General features: G+C 33.9%; 20 protein-coding genes and 2 pseudogenes. 21 read left to right on the top strand and 1 reads right to left on the bottom strand.

The window, feature by feature from the left end; genetic code table 11:
- Positions 1-4 precede the first annotated feature (4 nt).
- From THESIDRAFT1_RS02210 to THESIDRAFT1_RS02195, 4 genes are all read left to right on the top strand, one after another.
- A complete protein-coding gene (locus THESIDRAFT1_RS02210) occupies positions 5-313 on the top strand; it encodes an HD-GYP domain-containing protein (protein ID WP_244262717.1) in 309 nt (102 codons plus the stop codon).
- A 106-nt stretch (positions 314-419) separates the two neighbouring features.
- Positions 420-968 (top strand): undecaprenyl-diphosphatase, encoded by a 549-nt coding sequence (locus tag THESIDRAFT1_RS02205; RefSeq protein ID WP_006569403.1) that lies wholly within the window; start codon positions 420-422, stop codon positions 966-968.
- A gap of 63 nt (positions 969-1031) precedes the next feature.
- Positions 1032-1451: a PaaI family thioesterase gene (locus THESIDRAFT1_RS02200; RefSeq protein ID WP_003870545.1), complete on the top strand. Its 420-nt coding sequence runs from the start codon at positions 1032-1034 to the stop codon at positions 1449-1451.
- A gap of 70 nt (positions 1452-1521) precedes the next feature.
- Entirely contained in the window at positions 1522-2268 is a 747-nt protein-coding gene (locus tag THESIDRAFT1_RS02195; RefSeq protein WP_006569402.1) for a cysteine hydrolase family protein, read from the top strand.
- A 68-nt stretch (positions 2269-2336) separates the two neighbouring features.
- On the opposite strand, the pseudogene THESIDRAFT1_RS13175 reads toward THESIDRAFT1_RS02195, so the two are convergent.
- Positions 2337-2472, bottom strand: a pseudogene (locus THESIDRAFT1_RS13175) (IS481 family transposase); the annotation flags it as partial.
- Between the two features lie 253 nt (positions 2473-2725).
- Between THESIDRAFT1_RS13175 and THESIDRAFT1_RS13715 the strand changes: the two are divergent.
- The 17 genes and pseudogenes from THESIDRAFT1_RS13715 (at position 2726) to THESIDRAFT1_RS14510 (ending at position 17648) form a co-directional block, all read left to right on the top strand.
- Complete coding sequence (locus THESIDRAFT1_RS13715; RefSeq protein ID WP_244262716.1) at positions 2726-3160, top strand: C39 family peptidase; 435 nt, start codon at positions 2726-2728, stop codon at positions 3158-3160.
- A gap of 32 nt (positions 3161-3192) precedes the next feature.
- Complete coding sequence (locus THESIDRAFT1_RS13710; protein ID WP_244262715.1) at positions 3193-3495, top strand: hypothetical protein; 303 nt, start codon at positions 3193-3195, stop codon at positions 3493-3495.
- Between the two features lie 256 nt (positions 3496-3751).
- Positions 3752-4312, top strand: a complete 561-nt coding sequence (locus THESIDRAFT1_RS13705) for a hypothetical protein (RefSeq protein WP_006569400.1) — start codon at positions 3752-3754, stop codon at positions 4310-4312.
- A gap of 14 nt (positions 4313-4326) precedes the next feature.
- Positions 4327-4797, top strand: a complete 471-nt coding sequence (locus THESIDRAFT1_RS13700) for a hypothetical protein (RefSeq protein WP_006569399.1) — start codon at positions 4327-4329, stop codon at positions 4795-4797.
- A gap of 161 nt (positions 4798-4958) precedes the next feature.
- Positions 4959-5318, top strand: a complete 360-nt coding sequence (locus THESIDRAFT1_RS02175; RefSeq protein WP_003868722.1) for a phasin family protein — start codon at positions 4959-4961, stop codon at positions 5316-5318.
- A 34-nt stretch (positions 5319-5352) separates the two neighbouring features.
- Positions 5353-7029, top strand: a complete 1677-nt coding sequence (gene ubiB, locus THESIDRAFT1_RS02170; RefSeq protein WP_006569398.1) for a 2-polyprenylphenol 6-hydroxylase — start codon at positions 5353-5355, stop codon at positions 7027-7029.
- Positions 7030-7058: 29 nt separating this feature from the next.
- A complete protein-coding gene (locus THESIDRAFT1_RS02165; RefSeq protein WP_003868724.1) occupies positions 7059-7628 on the top strand; it encodes a TetR/AcrR family transcriptional regulator in 570 nt (189 codons plus the stop codon).
- 15 nt (positions 7629-7643) lie between these two features.
- Positions 7644-8507 carry a patatin family protein gene (locus THESIDRAFT1_RS02160; protein ID WP_006569397.1) on the top strand — a complete coding sequence of 288 codons (864 nt, stop codon included), beginning with the start codon at positions 7644-7646 and terminating at the stop codon, positions 8505-8507.
- 147 nt (positions 8508-8654) lie between these two features.
- Positions 8655-8777: a hypothetical protein gene (locus THESIDRAFT1_RS14515; protein ID WP_019907862.1), complete on the top strand. Its 123-nt coding sequence runs from the start codon at positions 8655-8657 to the stop codon at positions 8775-8777.
- A gap of 455 nt (positions 8778-9232) precedes the next feature.
- A pseudogene (murB, locus tag THESIDRAFT1_RS02155) lies at positions 9233-10137 on the top strand (UDP-N-acetylmuramate dehydrogenase).
- Between the two features lie 12 nt (positions 10138-10149).
- Positions 10150-10881 carry a PHP domain-containing protein gene (locus THESIDRAFT1_RS02150; RefSeq protein ID WP_006569396.1) on the top strand — a complete coding sequence of 244 codons (732 nt, stop codon included), beginning with the start codon at positions 10150-10152 and terminating at the stop codon, positions 10879-10881.
- 7 nt (positions 10882-10888) lie between these two features.
- Entirely contained in the window at positions 10889-11743 is an 855-nt protein-coding gene (gene rapZ / locus THESIDRAFT1_RS02145; RefSeq protein WP_003870534.1) for an RNase adapter RapZ, read from the top strand.
- Position 11744: 1 nt separating this feature from the next.
- Complete coding sequence (locus THESIDRAFT1_RS02140; RefSeq protein ID WP_004401595.1) at positions 11745-12719, top strand: gluconeogenesis factor YvcK family protein; 975 nt, start codon at positions 11745-11747, stop codon at positions 12717-12719.
- A gap of 185 nt (positions 12720-12904) precedes the next feature.
- The gene (locus THESIDRAFT1_RS02135; RefSeq protein ID WP_004401594.1) at positions 12905-14485 is read left to right on the top strand and encodes an alpha-amylase family glycosyl hydrolase; all 1581 of its coding nucleotides are present in this window, start codon (positions 12905-12907) and stop codon (positions 14483-14485) included.
- 56 nt (positions 14486-14541) lie between these two features.
- Positions 14542-15786 (top strand): sugar ABC transporter substrate-binding protein, encoded by a 1245-nt coding sequence (locus THESIDRAFT1_RS02130; RefSeq protein WP_003870531.1) that lies wholly within the window; start codon positions 14542-14544, stop codon positions 15784-15786.
- A 46-nt stretch (positions 15787-15832) separates the two neighbouring features.
- Complete coding sequence (locus tag THESIDRAFT1_RS02125) at positions 15833-16753, top strand: carbohydrate ABC transporter permease (RefSeq protein WP_006569394.1); 921 nt, start codon at positions 15833-15835, stop codon at positions 16751-16753.
- A 1-nt stretch (position 16754) separates the two neighbouring features.
- Positions 16755-17648 (top strand): sugar ABC transporter permease, encoded by an 894-nt coding sequence (locus THESIDRAFT1_RS14510; RefSeq protein WP_006569393.1) that lies wholly within the window; start codon positions 16755-16757, stop codon positions 17646-17648.
- Positions 17649-17745 lie beyond the last annotated feature (97 nt).

Below are 17745 nucleotides of genomic sequence, written 5' to 3'. Positions count from 1 at the left end.
GGTTATGAGTTATGAGATTATAAATAAGATGAAGGTTATGGAAAATATCGCAAAGATAATTCGTCATCATCACGAAAAATATGATGGCAAAGGATATCCTGATGGATTAAAAGGTGAGAAGATACCTTTAGGTTCACGAATAATAGCCGTGGCTGATGCTTTTGATGCCATGACTTCTAAGAGGCCTTACAGAGATTCATTTACAATGGCTCAAGCTATTGAAGAATTGAAGAAAAATGCGGGAACACAGTTTGATCCTAAAATTGTTGATGCGTTTATATCTGTAATAGAAGATTTAGGTATTGACTATTAATTTTACATTAATACATAATCAATTATAATTTTTTAATTTCTTTTTAATGAAAATCTAATTTTCCTTTAAGACTTCACCTCTATAATATTTTGTGAGGTGAAGAAACATGAATTTAACACTTTTTCACATGATAAATGGCTTAGCAGGCCATAATATTTTTTTGGACAAGATTATGACTTTTATTGCTGTGTATTCTCCAATTTTGTATGAGATGCTTATGTTGGTTCAGTGGTTTATAGGCGGTGATAAGGGTAAAAAGACTTCTATGAACGCCTTTTTTGCAGCTATTATTGCATTGGGGTTAAATTTAATAATTTCTACCGTCTATTTTGAACCCAGACCTTTTGTGCATCACAAAGTCAATCTTTTGGTAAAACATCCTGCAGATGCTTCTTTTCCGAGTGACCATGCGTCAGGAGGTTCTGCTTTATCTTTTACAGAGCTTATGTATGACAAAATTATTGGCAGTATAATGATGGTTTTAACTCTATTACTTTTATTTGCAAGAATATATGTGGGAGTACATTATCCACTGGATGTCATAGCCGGCTTTATAATAGGATTTATAAGCAGTAAAATTTTAAGAGGACTTGAAGGAATACTTAGTCCTGTTGAAGGGTATATTATAAAAATATGGCATAAAATATTTGCATAAACACAGGAGAAGTCCTGTGTTTTTTATGCTATAATAATAACAACTTATGAGGAGGGCGGGAAGGTGAAAGCAATAAATGGTGGAATAGATGAAAAACTTTTTGAAGAGCTTTTAAAAATAAATAGGAGTACTAATTTTCATCAATTAATAGGGGTGCATGTAGCAGAATTAGGGAAGGGTTATGCTGTTACAAAAATGGAAATTGAAGAAAAACACTTAAATCCTTTTGGCATTGCTCACGGAGGCGTGCTTTTTTCTTTGATGGATATTACAATGGGTATGGCAGCTCGCACAGTTGGAAAGCAAGTGGTGACTCTTGAAATGAATATAAATTATGTTTCACCTGCAAATTTGGTCGACAAAGTAAAGGCGATTGGAAAAATAGTACATGCTGGCAATAAAACTACTGTTGCAGTTTGTGAGGCTTACACAGAAGAGGGGAGACTTTTGGCTGTAGCTAGAGAAACTTTTTTCAATATGTAATACATTATGTTTAAGAATTGTTTTTATGGTATAATTTTGGTAAAAATAAACATATAAAGGGGTGTTTTTTATGAATTTTGACAGTTTTTTGTATAACACAAGGCCATTTTTAAATTACCTTTTTGATTTTTATAGCAACCTGGAAGAAAAAAGTTTAAGCAGTGTGATATACAATGCTGGTGGAGGGGATAAGGTTTCAGTTTTGGTTGTGGATATGCTAAACGGTTTTTGTAAAAGCGGTCCATTAGCTAGTCCAAGAGTGGCAGGCATAATAGAACCTATAAAGAATTTATTAAAGGCCTGCTACAGAATGGGGATAAAAAATGTGTTCTTTTTAAATGACGCTCATCCTTCAGATGCAGTTGAATTTGGAGAATTTCCACCTCACTGTGTAAAAGGCACCTATGAGGGTGAAATTGTTGACGAACTGAAGGAAGTAATTGAAGGGGAACCTGTGATTGTGGAGAAAAATTCGTTGAATGTGTTTTTTGGAGGGGAATTAGAAGGCTGGAATGAGTTTTTGAAGAAAGTTGTTGAAATGATAAAGGAAGGAAAATCTACTTTTATTGTAGTGGGAGATTGCACTGACTTATGCGTTTACCAGACGGCTATGTCTATAAAAATGATTGCAAATGCCAATAATCTTAAAGTAAATGTAATTGTACCGGAAAATTGCGTTGAAACCTATGATACATCTGTAAAAACTGCCGAGTCCCTCAAGATAATGCCTCATGATGGCAATTTGATACATACCATGTTTTTGTATCACATGAAATTAAACGGTATAGAAGTTGTAAAAGAGCTTCTTGAGGAGTGACAAAATGCAGTACTTGGTAAGGGCATATTTACCACCTAAATTATTCTTTACGAGAGAATAAAAGCCCCATAAGGTCTAAAAAAATTCCAAGTGTCTTGCTGTTTTTGAGCCCTTGTAATAAACTTTTATTTTACAACGCTTCGCGTGAGTCATTAAAAAGTACTCATCATTTACTCTATGTGAATTTTCAATTACTTCCGTAAGATACTCGATTTTAGGGGAATAGGAGAGAATTACCTCAAAGTGAGATAACGTGTGGTTTAAATATGTTTATATCCCTTCGGGAAATTTTTATTTATAAAATCTTGACACTGTTCCTTTATTTGTAATATAATTGGAATTGAGCAAATAAATTTTCTAAAATATTTCAAAGATGTATGTGTGACGTAATATGAAAGTTTGTGACTAAAATTTAATAAATAGTTACTAAATTTAAAAATTAGGGGAGAGATGAGTAATGATGAAGAATAAGAGAATTAAAAAATTTATTGGTTTAGTCTTATTAGCTTGCTTATTGTCTGCTTCAGTGGTTTTTGCTGAAGGTAAGAATGATTTGCAAATCAATGAGCAATACGTTAAGCCCAGTGCCGAAATGGATAAGAAGGCTATTGAAAAATTAAATATGTTTAAAGAAAGACTAAGAATGGCAGAAAATACGAAAACAAATAATGATAATTTAATTATACAGAGTTATCCTGATATTCCTTCATCTAAACAGCTAAGTACTAATGGTTATGTAGGTCAACCTAATAAATATACATGTGGTCCTACATCTGCACACAATTTATTACTTACTTTGGGGAAGAATGTTTCAATAGATACATTAAGTAATGAATTGGGAACAACTCAGGATGTACACCTTTTGATACAAACAGATGGTCAAATGTATTAAATGGACATATAGGAAGAAGTTGGTACGTAGGAATGTGGAGTCCTAATATTGATAGTTTATGGACAGCGTTTGTAGGGGATATAATAGATGGATATCCATTGATTTTAGATACACATATTTCTTCAAGTACGGCTATATTACCTGGTTATGAGGGAGATCCTAATATCAATGTATGGCATTATGTTACTGGTGTAGGCTATAGTGGTTATTATAATGCTATGCATTACGTTACATATTTTGATCCTAATGTATTTCGTCAGGGTGCTTATGGATTGCATACAGTTGAAGTGAGTGTTATGCAAGCAGCGGTTAGAGACAGAGGGATTATTTATTAATAATTCTGCATTTTTTGATGATTTAGTAGTATAAATAAGAAAGAGATGTTGTGCATCTCTTTTATTTTTTGAAATACAAAATTTTTAAATTATTGTTTAAAATTATCTTACAATCGTATTGTACGAAATTGTCGTCTTATTTTAGCCTTTGTTCATGAATGACATTAAAATGGGATGAATTCAGCGAGAAAGTGGGATTTAAAAACTTAATTAACTTAATTATAATTGTAAGATATTTGAGGAGGAAGTGAGTTTTATGAAGAAAATTACAATAATTTCATTAATTTTATTTTCAATTTTATTATCTTCCTGCTATGTAAAGACTAGTGAATTAGCGTCCAATAGTCTTGATATTAAAAAGGCTGTCTCTCTCCCACAAAACACAGTCCCCGTGGGATTTGATAAATATGAAAAGAGAGTGTTGCTGATGATAGAAGATAAAAATCAAAAAATAGAACTGGGTTTTTATGACCTTAAAAACGGCAAAATTGAAGCTCTGGTAAAGCCTGTTGATTCTAATAAAAACATACATAATGCCGTTACAGACGGAAAGTACGTCGCATGGGTAGAGGCATCGGATAATTTAATAAGAAATGATTGGTCAATATATGTAAAGGATTTAGCAAGTAGATCTGTTACGAAAATTGATTATGGGAAATTGGATAATGAAATAAGTTCAAAAATACCTTTCAGTCAGGAGCCCAAGCTATCGCTAAATGAATCAAAACTTGTGTGGTCTACTTATGAATTGGAAAATGATAAAATTCTATGTTCCCTGATTCTGTATGATTTGAAAAAAAACAAAAAGACACGATAAGAAGCATAGACGGATTGGGGAAAAGCTATATTGGGCATCCAAAAGTTTTTGGCGATTTTATAGTATGGCATGAAGGAAAAATTGAAGGGCAATCTGAGGTCGGAGAAGTCTATCTTTATAATATTGCGAACGGCCAGATTGTAAAAATAAGCGATAATGGAGTTACTCCAAATATTTACGGAGAAAATATAGTGTGGGTATCGGATAAATCCCGTATAATGCTCTACAATATAAAAAAGAAAAATATTGTAGAGATTACAAGGGGAGGTGGTATTGAAGAGAGATGGTTACCGTCGCTGAATGATGAGTATGTTACATGGTATGATAGTATGGGCAAAGTGGAGTTATATAACATTAAGTTGGCTAAAATTCAAATCCTTCCTGTCAAAACTAATAATGCATCTAGGATATTTGATAATATACTAACATGGATTAAATGGGAAAATGATAAAACTACACCGCAATTTCTTGTACTCCCTACTTAATGTCTTGCACTTTTGAACTCAATTTTATGTCGCTAAGATGTCTATTTCCCCAAAAGGGGCTTTTTTTATTTCTATGATTATGCCTATTTGTGAGAGTAATAAAATTCCATATTGACTTTAGGAAATTTTAGTATATAATATTAGCAGAGATATTAGGACGGATGTCCGAATTAATTTTGAAAGGGGTTATATATATGACAAGTTTGCTTGAAAAATCTATCAATTTTGGTTTGGGATTATTTGCATTATCGCGAGAGAAAATAGAAAAAATAGTAGAAGAACTTGTAGATAGAGGAGAAGTTGCAAGAGAAGATGCACAAAAAATGGTAAAAGACTTGGTAAAAAAAGGTGAAGAACAGAAGGAAGAATTGAGAAAAATGATTAAAGACGCAGTTGCTGAAACGTTAGGCTACATGAATATTGCCAAAAAGGAAGATATTGTTAGCAAAGAAGATATAAGAAATATTGTTCGCGAAGAAGTTAAAAAAGTGCTGGAGGAAATGCAAAACACAGAAAAATAAGTAACTATAAAATTTTGATGACAGGTGTGAAATAATGCAACATTTAAGAAGATATAGAGAAATAATTTTTGTATTCATCAAATACGGGTTTGGTGCTATAATTGACAATATTGGAATTTTAAAACATATAAATGTAAGAAGAAAAATCTTGAAGCAAACAAATGATGAAAATATTGCGAAACTTTCCCGTGGAGAAAGATTAAGACTTGCTCTTGAAGAATTAGGACCTACTTTTATAAAAATGGGGCAGATTTTAAGCACAAGGTCTGATATTTTGCCAAAAGATATAATAAAAGAATTGGAAAAATTACAGGACAAAGTTCCTGCTTTTTCTTTTGATGAGGTGAAATCAGTTATACAAAATGAATTTGGCGAAAGTTTGGAGGAAGCCTATGCTGAATTTGAACCTACTCCTCTAGCGGCGGCTTCTATAGCACAAGTTCACAAGGCTTTGTTGTGGTCAGGCAAAACTGTTGTTGTCAAGGTTCAAAGGCCAGGGATAGAAAAAATCATAGCCCAAGATATGAGGATATTAGAAGATATTGCCAAATTTGTTGATAATCATACAAAATATGGAAAAATATACAATTTTACAAAAATGGTAGAAGACTTCAAAAAGAGATTGGAAGAGGAATTAGATTTTAGAATAGAGGGGGAAAACGCAGAAAAGTTCAAAAAGAATTTTTTAAAAGACAAAAAAGTCAAAATTCCTTCTATAATCTGGACCCATACGACAAGACGTGTATTGACGATGGAATACATTGGTGGCATTCCGTTAAATGATTTTAATGCAATTGATGAGGCTGGATTAGACCGCGGTGCAATTGCAAGAAACCTTGCAAAATCTGTATTGAATCAGATTTTAAGGGATGGTTTTTTTCATGGAGACCCTCATCCGGGAAATATTATGGTGCTAGGGGATGGGACAATAGCATTTTTAGATTTTGGAATGGTAGGTAGCTTAAGCCCAGAAAGAAAAAGGCAGTTTTCTAAAATGTTGTTGGGGATTGTTTACAAAAATAGCAGGATGATTACTGAAAGCATTATAGATTTAAATGCTGTGACTCTAAATGTTAATATGAAAAAGCTAGAAAAAGACATAAATAATTTGCGAGATAGATATGTTGAAATACCATTAGAAAAGCTCAAAGTTGGGGAAGTCCTCAATGGGATATTTGACCTTGTATTTTCGTATAATATTGTAATTCCCAATGAATTTAATATGCTGGCTAAAAGCCTTATAACGTTAGAGGGAATAGTAGAAAAGTTAGATCCTAAAATTAGCGTTTTAGAAGTGGCAAAACCAATTGCAAAGCAGTTGATACCTAAAATGTTTTCTACTCAACATATGAAAGAAGAGACAATAAATGCCACAATGGATTATAGCAGATTGATAAAAGAGTTGCCATCATTTTTATTGAATTTTTTAAGGAAAACAGAAGAAGAAAATTATGCTGTAGAATTGAAAATAAGAGACTTTGAAAATTTAGAGAAACGGGTTGATAAGGTATTTAATCGACTTTCCACCAGTATTATACTTTTGGCTTTAAGTATTGTTATTGCAGGGATTTTAATAGGGTCAGGAATGAGTGCTAATGCTGGTGCAGAAATGTATAAGCTTAATGTGATAATTTTAAAGATTGGTTTAGCAATAGCTTTTGTCATAGTTTTAGGTTTAGCAATTTCTATTTTCCGATCTGGGCGGCTTTGATAAATAAACTTCAAAAGGGGAAATCCAAGATGGAAGAAAGAAACCAATCGCAAAGAATATTAAATGCTGCATATAAGTGTATTTCAACTAAAGGATATGCTAATGTTTCCTTAAGAGACATTGCAGAGGAAGCTGGTGTTGTATTAAGCCAATTGCATTATTATTTTGGCAGTAAGGAAGGACTTTTTACGGAGGTAATAAAGATGATGATAGATAAATATTTAAAAGAAATAAATGAAGCTTTGAGTGTTGGAGAAACTGCAAAGGATAAGATGCTATCCTTAGTGAAATTTTTTAAAGACCTGCTTAAAAATAATCCGGGACTTTTTAAACTGTTGTACGACTTTACAGGTTTAGCCATGTGGTCCTCTTCTTTTAACAGTTTATTAAAAGATTTATTTAATGACTTATCTAAAATGATTGAGGAAAAAATTCTAAGTAACAGTGCTTTAGGAGAGAATTTTAGAAATTATTCTCCACGAGCAGTGGCGAGAATGATACTTGGTGCAATGTTTGGTACGGGAATTCAAGTGATTTTAGATTCTAATGAAAATGAAATTTTGGATGCGTTAAATGCCATACAAATTATCTTTGAGTAAAAATGGTGATGGGAAATGAGACCAAAAGTAGGACTTATACTGGGCGGTGGAGCAGCAAGAGGATATGCGCACTTAGGTATACTAAAAAGATTTGAAGAAGAAAATATTCCTATTGATTTTATAATAGGCATAAGTATGGGAGCGATAATAGGAGCAATCTATGCTTCAGGACATAATGTAGACAAACTTATAAGTGATGCAAAAAAGATTAATATGTTAAAATTTATAAGTTTATTGGATTTTAAAGCATCTAGAACCGGCTTAGTAAAGGGTGAAAAAATAGAGAAATATTTGCGGGGTTATGTGAAAGAAAGTTTTGAGGAACTTAATGTCCCTCTGTATATTGTGGCTACTGATATTCAAACAGGAAAGGGAGTAGTATTTAAAGAGGGAGACTTGATAAAAGCTATAAGGGCAAGCATTTCTATCCCTGTCTTTTTTGAACCTGTGGAGTACAATGGAACCAAGTTAGTTGATGGATCAATCATTGATTCTGAGGCAATAGAATTAGCAGCTAGCTTGGGAGCAGACATAATTATAAATTGCGATGTAAGCTCAAGCATTGATATGGGCTTTTTCGAAAGGTTTTTTTATTCTTTAGCTAATAGTGAGAAAGTGCTGCCAATAAAAAAGTATTTCAATTTAAAAAGGACAGCGCCTGAAATTATATCCATTACAGCTACAACTATGAAGTTATTAAAAGACAGCTCTAACAAAAATTCCGAAAAAACAGAGAGGGGTAAAAGAGTCTATACAATAAAACCTAATGTTAATAATATTCGCTGGTATAGGTTTGACCAGGCGGGAAAATGCATAAATATGGGATTTGAAGCTGCCGATTCTATTGTTTGGAGAATAAAGAGAGAACTGGAAGTATAGAATAAACAACCCCCATTGATGTGAAAAAAGGAACGGAAAATACTTTTATAGCTTTAAAAATCATATTGAACATCTCATATAATTATGCTCTAAGTTTTAGCAAAAAACATAGAAAAACGGATATTTTTTTTGATAAAGGGAGAAATATTGAATAAATATAAGGAAAAATTCAAAATATTAGAAGATATAAGGGAATTTCAAGCTATATCCGATTTCTTTCCTTGTGGTATAATAAAAATTGGAATAGAAAAAATCTTGACGGGTACATAAAATATTCAAAATTTTGAGATTATTTAATGCACAAATCAAAAGCTGCTTAGACTGGAATAAAACTAATTACAGGAGGTGTAATGTTTCCTTTTGATAGTTTTAGAGTGTAAGCAGCTAATGAAGAGGTGATTGCCGTGGAATGCCCAAATTGCAAAAGTACGAATGTGGGCAAAATAGGGAATAACCTGTATTTTTGCAGGGATTGCAATTGCGAGATAAAGATAAAAAAAGTGTACAGCTGTTGTGAGCATGTATGATTCGGAGGGTTGCATAAGCAAGAGATTTAAAGTTTGTTACAATGCATAAAGGAGGGGTAGTCCCCTCTATTTATTTTGTGAAAAAAAAGTGATATTATAAAATTGCATATAAAGTTTCATTTTGGAATGAAAACAATATATTATTGATAGACTATAGATGGAATAATTAATTAACTTTAAATTTTAAGGAGTGGTACAGTGATTGAGATAGTTGACAAATTGAAGGATATCCTTAGAGAAGGGAAATTGTATTTAAACGAGCCCATGAAAAGACACACTTCTTTTAAAATAGGTGGACCTGCAGATGTGTTAGTTGTGCCAAATAATCGAAAAGAATTATTGGAAGCCATATCTTTGTTGAAACGAGAAAACATACCTTTTTTATACTAGGAAATGGCACTAATCTATTAGTAAGTGAAAAAGGTATAAGAGGAGTTGTAATAAAATTATCCTCTTTGAGAAATGTAATTGTAGAGGGTAATAGGATAATCGCTGAAGCAGGAGCGCCTCTTTCCTATATTGCCAATGTGGCACTTGTACATGAACTTGCGGGATTTGAATTTGCTAGCGGGATTCCTGGCACTTTAGGTGGAGCAATAGTGATGAACGCAGGAGCTTATGGGCCTGAAATGAAGGACGTGGTAGAAAAAGTAGAGGTTTTAGATGGAGAAGGCAATATATTGATTTTATCAAATGAAGAAATGAATTTTTCCTATAGACATAGCATTATTCAAGAAAAGGATTGGATTGTTTTAAGAGCGTGGCTTAGTTTAACAAAAGGGAAATACGAAGAGATAAAAAGCAAAATGGAAGAACTAAATGCAAAAAGGAAGGAAAAACAACCTTTAGAGTATCCCAGTGCCGGAAGTACTTTTAAAAGGCCACCTGGATATTATGCTGGAAAATTGATTGAGGAAGCAGGACTTAAAGGTTATTCAATTGGAGGAGCTAAAGTTTCTGAAAAGCATTCGGGATTTATTATAAATACTGGCAATGCAACTTTTTACGATGTTTTAAATTTGATTGAGCATATACAAAAAGTAGTAAAAGAAAAGTTTGGAGTGGAACTTGTACCAGAAATAAGAATAATAGGAGAGAAATAGGTGATTTGACAAATGAAAATTTTTGCTGATTATCACACCCATACGGTATACAGTCATGGGAAAGGCACAATAGAAGATAATGTAAAAAGGGCGATAGAAATTGGGCTTGAGGAGATTGCAATCACTGACCATGGACCAGCTCATGTATTTTATGGCTTAAGAAAAGGGGATTTCAAAAAAATGAGAGAAGAAATAGATAAGATTAATGAAAAATATCCCCAAATTAAAGTGCTGATGGGAGTAGAAGCTAATTTAATCAGTTTAGAAGGGGATATTGATGTTCCAGATGAACTTATGAAATATTTAGATATTTTGCTTATGGGATATCATGAAGGAGTTATGCCTAAAGACTTTAGAAGTGCTTTACAGCTTTTTGGCAAGAACATAGCAAGTAAATATTTTATTTCCTTGCGGGAAGAGATGAGAGAAAAAAATACTCAAGCGATGATTAATGCTATAAAAAAGTACAAAATTGACATAATAACACACCCAGGGGCTAAAGTAGACATTGATACACAAAAGCTTGCAAAGGCAGCAAAAGAGAAAGGAACGGCTCTTGAAATTAATTCTAGTCACGGTTATATGACAGTTGAATATGTAAAGATAGCTAAAAAAGAGAGGTGCAAATTTGTAATAAACAGCGATGCCCATACGCCTCATAAAGTAGGAGACTTTGAAAGAGGAATAGAAATTGCAAAAGAGGCGGGACTAACAGAAGAAGATATAATAAACGCAAAGGGGTGATATTTTTATGAGGTTTGTAATAATAACAGGCCTTTCTGGTGCTGGAAAAACACAGGCATTGAAGGCTATGGAGGATATGGGCTTTTTTTGTATAGACAATTTTCCACCTGCTCTTCTTCCAAAACTTGCTGACCTTTTTTATCACTCAAAAAATGTTGATAAGGTAGCCCTTGGCATGGATTTAAGAGGTGGCCAGTTTTTTGAGGACATCTATTCTAGCCTTGAGTTTTTGAAAAAAAACAACTACGATTACGAAATAGTTTTTTTGGAAGCTTCTGACGAGGTTTTGATAAAGAGGTTTAAAGAAACCAGAAGAAAACATCCTCTCTCTGAGGAAGGTAGAATAGTTGATGGAATAAATGAGGAAAGAAAGAGACTTGCAGAAATAAGGAAAATTGCCAATAGCATAATAGATACTTCTAATTTAACTTCTTCTCAGTTAAAAGAGGAATTGTCTAATATCTTTTTAAAAGGGAAAAAGTTTAAAGGAATCATAATAGATATTATGTCTTTTGGATATAAATATGGAATACCTCTTGATGCTGACCTTGTATTTGATGTGAGGTTTTTGCCCAATCCTTTTTATATTGAAGAATTAAGACCTTTAACAGGAAATGATGATAAGGTAAAAGAGTACGTGATGAAGTGGGAGGAAGCAAAGGAGTTTTTAAAGAAATTAGGGGACATGATTAAATTTTTAATCCCGTATTATATAAGAGAAGGTAAATCTCAACTTGTTATAGCTATTGGATGCACAGGAGGAAAGCATAGGTCTGTTACTATTGCAAATGCCCTTTATGAGTTTCTAAAAAAAGAAGATTATTCTGTTATTTTGCACCATAGAGATATAGGAGAGGAGTAATATGATTATGAAAAATAATTCTAAAGGGGGACTTCATATTGTTGCTATTGGTGGAGGTACAGGGCTTTCTACTATGCTAAGAGGATTAAAACTTTATACAACCAATATTACTGCGGTAGTTACAGTAGCAGATGATGGCGGCGGCTCGGGAATCCTAAGACAGGATTTAGGGATACTGCCGCCTGGAGATATAAGAAATTGTATACTGGCTTTAGCAAATACAGAGCCTACAATGGAACAACTTTTGCAGTACAGGTTTACTGAGGGAATGTTAAAAGGCCAAAATTTTGGGAATTTGTTTTTGGCAGCCATGATAGGTATTTCTAAAAATTTTGAAGAAGCTGTAAAAAAGATGAGTGATGTGCTTGCTGTATCAGGAAAAGTTATTCCTGTAACTCTTGATGATGTAAGGCTTGTAGCAGAGCTTGAAAACGGAACTATCATTAAAGGGGAATCGCAAATTCCTGTTGTACAGCAAAAAGAAAACAGTAAGATAAAGAGAATATATATTGAACCTTCTCATGCAGAGCCTTTTGAAGAAGTGTTAGTGGATATATTAAATGCTGATGCCATTGTATTAGGTCCTGGAAGTTTATATACGAGTGTAATTCCTAATCTTTTGGTAGATGGAGTGTGTGACGCCATTGAAGCTTCCAAAGCGGTTAAAGTTTATGTTTGCAATATCATGACACAGCCAGGAGAGACTTTGGGCTATACTGCTTGTGACCATGTGAAGGCTCTTTTTGAACATGGGCTTAAATCTCTAGATTACATTATTGTCAACAATGGCGAAATTCCCCATGATTATATGAAGCGCTATATAAAAGACATGTCACAACCTGTTGAATACGATAAAAATCAGTTAGAAAGTATGGGAATTAAAGTGGTAGAGGAAAATTTAGTAGCTTTAAAAAAGGAATTTATAAGGCACGATGAGCAAAAGCTTGCAGAAGTAATTGTAAGCCTGCTTAAGTAAACGAGGAATTTTAGTCTATGTTGTACAAAAAAAACATATTGACATTTGTTAAATTAAGATATACAATAATATTAAAAGCAAGCGCAAGCGATTGCAACACTGTTGCAATTGGGCGCTTTTAAAAAATACATTTCAAGAAAGCGATTGCTGTAATATATTAGCAATTATTTGTAAGGGGGAAAGTGATGAGAAAGAATGTAAAACTATTTGCGGCAATAATTTTATTCTTTTCTTTATTGCTGACCAGTTGTGGTAGTAAAGATACCAGTTCTAATATTACTTCTAAGTCAGATGTAATATATCAGGTTATGATAGATAAGTTTTACAATGGGGATAAGTCTAATGATGATCCAAAAATAAGTAAAGGTATGTTTGATCCAACCTATACCAATTGGAGGATGTATTGGGGTGGAGATTTAAAAGGTTTGACAGAAAAAATTCCTTATATAAAAGGGATGGGAGTAACAGCTATTTGGATTTCTCCTGTTGTAGACAACATCAACAAACCAGCAATATATAATGGCGAAATAAATGCACCTTATCACGGATATTGGGCAAGGGACTTTAAAAGAGTAGAAGAACATTTTGGCTCATGGGAGGACTTTGACAATTTTGTAGAGGCTGCTCATGCTAATGGGATAAAAGTTATACTAGATTTTGCTCCCAACCATACAAGTCCGGCAGATGAAAACAATCCTGACTTTGCTGAAAACGGTGCACTTTATGACAATGGGAAATTATTGGGAACTTATAGCAATGATGTCAATAAACTTTTTCATCATAATGGTGGAATTACCAACTGGAATAATTTAAAGGACTTGCAGGACAAAAATTTGTTTGACCTTGCAGACCTTGACCAAAGCAATCCTATTGTTGACAAGTATTTAAAGGATTCTATCAAGTTATGGTTTAGTCATGGAGTTGATGGGGTAAGGCTAGATGCAGCAAAGCATATGCCTATGGAATGGGTAAAAAGTTTTGCTGATACCATATACGGTGTTAAAAAAGATGCTATTCTTTTCGGCGAGTGGATGTTAAACGGTCCCACTGATCCTTTGTACGGTTATAATATTCAATTTGCTAATACAAGTGGTTTTTCTGTATTAGATTTTATGCTTAACAGTGCGATAAAAGATGTTTTTGAAAAAGGTTATGGCTTTGACAGATTGAATGATACTATTGAAGAGACAAATAAAGATTATAACAACCCTTATAAGTTGGTTACTTTTGTGGACAATCACGATATGCCGAGGTTTTTATCAGTCAATGACGATAAGGACAAATTGCATGAGGCTATTGCTTTTATAATGACATCACGAGGAATACCTGCAATATATTATGGCACAGAGCAGTATCTACACAATGACACAAATGGTGGAAATGACCCTTACAATAGGCCATTGATGGAAAAGTTTGATGAGAATACTAAGGCTTATGTTTTAATTAAAGAACTGTCAAATTTGCGTAAGGTTACACCGGCATTACAGTATGGTAAGACAATAGCAAGATATGTTAGTAATGATGTTTATATCTATGAGAGGCAATATGGTAAAGATATAGTTGCAGTTGCAATAAATAAAGGAGAAGAGACTACTATAAAAAATATAGAGACTTCTCTTCGAAAAGGCAAATACAGTGATTATTTAAAGGGTTTATTAGAAGGAGTTAATTTAAAAGTTGAAAGAGGAAATAGTGAAAACAACATTTTAAGTATAACTTTACCTAAAGACAGTGTAAGCATATGGACAAATGTAAAAGCGAAATAAGATTTTGGGTTTTTCCCAAAATTATAATAAAATTAAAAATTAAGAGGAGGATTTGTATGAAGAAGTACACAAAAATAATTGCATTGCTGACTGTGATGGTATTCGTTTTGTCAGCTGCTTTAACAGGTTGTGGCGGCAGCAAGACAAGTGACAATACTTCATCACAAGGTCAGACAGAACAAAAGAAAGAGCCTGTAGAACTTGTAGTATGGTCACACTTAACAGATCCTGAAATAGCAAAGGTTCAAGAGATTGCAAATAAGTGGGCAGAGCAAACTGGCAACAAAGTAAAAGTTTTGGCAGACCAGAGTGACTTCCAAGCTTTCTCAACAGCTGCTCAAAGTGGTAAAGGCCCAGACATCATGTTTGGTTTACCACACGATAACTTGGGTACTTTCCAAAAGGCAGGACTTTTAGCTGAAGTACCAGACGGAGTTATAAACAAAGACGACTATGTTCCAATGAGCATAAGTGCTGTATCTTACGATGGAAAAATGTATGCTGTACCAATTTCAATGGAGACTTATGCACTTTTCTACAATACAGATAAAGTTCCAACACCACCAGCAACACTTGATGATTTAATTAAGCTGGGCAAAGAAGTAGGATTCCAATACGATGTAAATAACTTCTATTTTAGCTTTGCCTTTATATCTGCTTATGGCGGTTATGTGTTCAAGGATACAGGCGGTGGACTTGATCCAAACGATATAGGATTGAATAACGATGGTGCAAAGAAAGGCTTAGAACTTATAAAAGACTTTGTGACAAAGTATAAATTCATGCCTGCAGATATAAATGGAGATATGGCAAAAGGTAACTTCCAAAGTGGAAAGACTGGTTTGTATATAAGTGGTCCATGGGATGTGGATGGCTTCAAGAAAGCTAATGTTCCATTCAAAGTTGCTCCACTACCACAGGTTGATGGTAAACCAATGCCTTCCTTTGCAGGTGTGCAAGCTGCTTTTGTAAGTGCAAATTCAAAACATCAACAAGAAGCATGGGATTTAATGAAGTATCTTGCTGAAAATACAGGATTGCCATTATTTGAAACAGGTAACAGGATACCAGCTCTTAAATCCCTCTTAGACAATCCAGAAGTTAAGAATAATGAGATTTTGAATGCATTTGCTGAGCAAGCTACACATGCTATTCCAATGCCTAATATACCGCAAATGGCAGCAGTCTGGACTCCTGCAGGCAATGCGTTACAGCTTATTACATCTGGAAAAGTTCCGGTTGACAAAGCTGCTGACGATATGGTGAATCAAATCAAGCAAGGCATTGCAACACAGCAATAACAAAAAGGGGCTTTTAGCCCCTTTTTTTAGAGAAGGAGGTTGCTAGATGAAAACAAACAAAACTATGCGGGATAAATTAAGACCTTATGCTTATTTGTCTCCTGCTATACTATCTATGACTGTATTAAGTTTTGCCCCTATTTTGTATACTATTTATATTGCTTTTACAAACTTTAATTTATATCATTTTAAAAATTATCAATTTGTAGGATTTAAAAATTTTGTTGATATACTTGCCGGCCCTTTCAAAGTAGTTTTTGCTCCTGTATTTGTGTGGACAGTTATTTTTGCTCTCTCAGCTACATTATTGAGTTATATTATCGGTCTTCTTTTAGCAGTTATTTTGAATAACAAAAATATGTGGGAAACAAATTTATATAGAGCAATATTGATTATTCCATGGGGACTTCCTGGCACAATTGCCGCACTTACCTGGACAGGACTTTTAAATCAGCAGTATGGGGGTATAAATCTGATACTGCAAAAGTTGCACCTTCCCATGATACCATGGCTTCTTGATCCTTTTTGGGCAAGAGTTGCGATTATAATTGTCAGTGTGTGGATGGGTTATCCTTTTATGATGAATGCCTCATTAGGAGCTTTGCAGGCTATTCCACCTGAACTTTATGAAGTTGCAGATATTGATGGTGCTACATGGTTTCAAAAGTTTAGAATGATAACAGTACCAATGTTGACATCTTCTACTTTGCCACTTATTATTTCATCTTTTGCTTATAATTTCAACAATTTTGGCGCAGCGTTTTTAATTACAGGAGGAGGACCTCCAAGGACAGATACTTCTTTTGCAGGTCATACTGATTTGCTTGTAAGTTCAGCTTATAAAATGACAATGCAGTTTAATAGGTATGACTTGGCGGCAGCTTTGTCTATAATTATATTCTTGATAATTGGCACATTGAGCCTTGTCAATATGAAGATGACTCGTGCTTTCGAGGAGGTGGATTAAGGTGGAATATGCAAGTGTTAAAATTGGTGACAAAAAAACGACTAAAAAGATTTATTATAGGGAAAAATTAAAACCTCATGAAAAAGTATCTCTATGGATTAGCCGACTTATTATATGGGCTGTAATTGCAATAATGATGTTTCCTGTAGCTTGGGTAGTAGGAGCGTCTATGGCGCCTGGAGATGCCTTTTTCTCCGGTTCAATTTTTCCACAACATATGACATTTCAAAATTATAAGGATGTGCTTGTTAAGACTAATTTTTTACTTTGGGTAAAAAATAGTATGATTTTAAGCGTTGGTGTAGCAATTATTCAATTATTTTTGACTGCTACGTCAGCTTATGCTTTCAGTAGAATGAAGTTTGCTGGAAGAAAAAATGGCTTAAAGACTCTCTTAATACTTCAGATGTTTCCTACGTTTATGGCATTACCTGCTATATTTGGTATAATGGCAAAATTAAACCTTCTGGATAATCTCTATGCCCTTATGCTGGTCATGGCAGGTAGCAGCGCTTTTAGTATATGGCTTTTAAAAGGCTATATTGATAGTCTTCCAAAAGAGTTGGACGAAGCTGCTTTAGTTGATGGAGCTACTCATTGGCAAATTTTCACGAAAATAATTCTTCCTTTGGCGACTCCCATGCTTGTAGTTATATTCTTATTTAGCTTTATGGGAGTATACAGTGAATTTATTTTGTCCAGTGCGGTACTAAAGTCACCTGAAAATTACACAATAGCGTTAGGGCTTCAAAGGTTTATTCAAAACCAATTTTCGGCCCACTGGACTCAATTTGCGGCAGCCTCTGTTATGGCATCTTTGCCTCTTGTAATACTCTTTATGGTATTGCAGAGGTATTTGCAAGCTGGTCTTGCAGCAGGTGCAGTAAAAGGATAAAAAATTGTTACACATGGAACAATTTGTAAATACCGGATTATTTCCGGTATTTAAGACTGTAGACAAACTTTCGTAAAGGAGATATTTTGCATAAGGA

Source organism: Thermoanaerobacter siderophilus SR4, assembly GCF_000262445.1.
GTDB classification, from domain to species: domain Bacteria; phylum Bacillota; class Thermoanaerobacteria; order Thermoanaerobacterales; family Thermoanaerobacteraceae; genus Thermoanaerobacter; species Thermoanaerobacter ethanolicus.
Note: the sequence above shows the minus strand (reverse complement) of the source record. Positions and strands in the feature narration are given on the sequence as shown.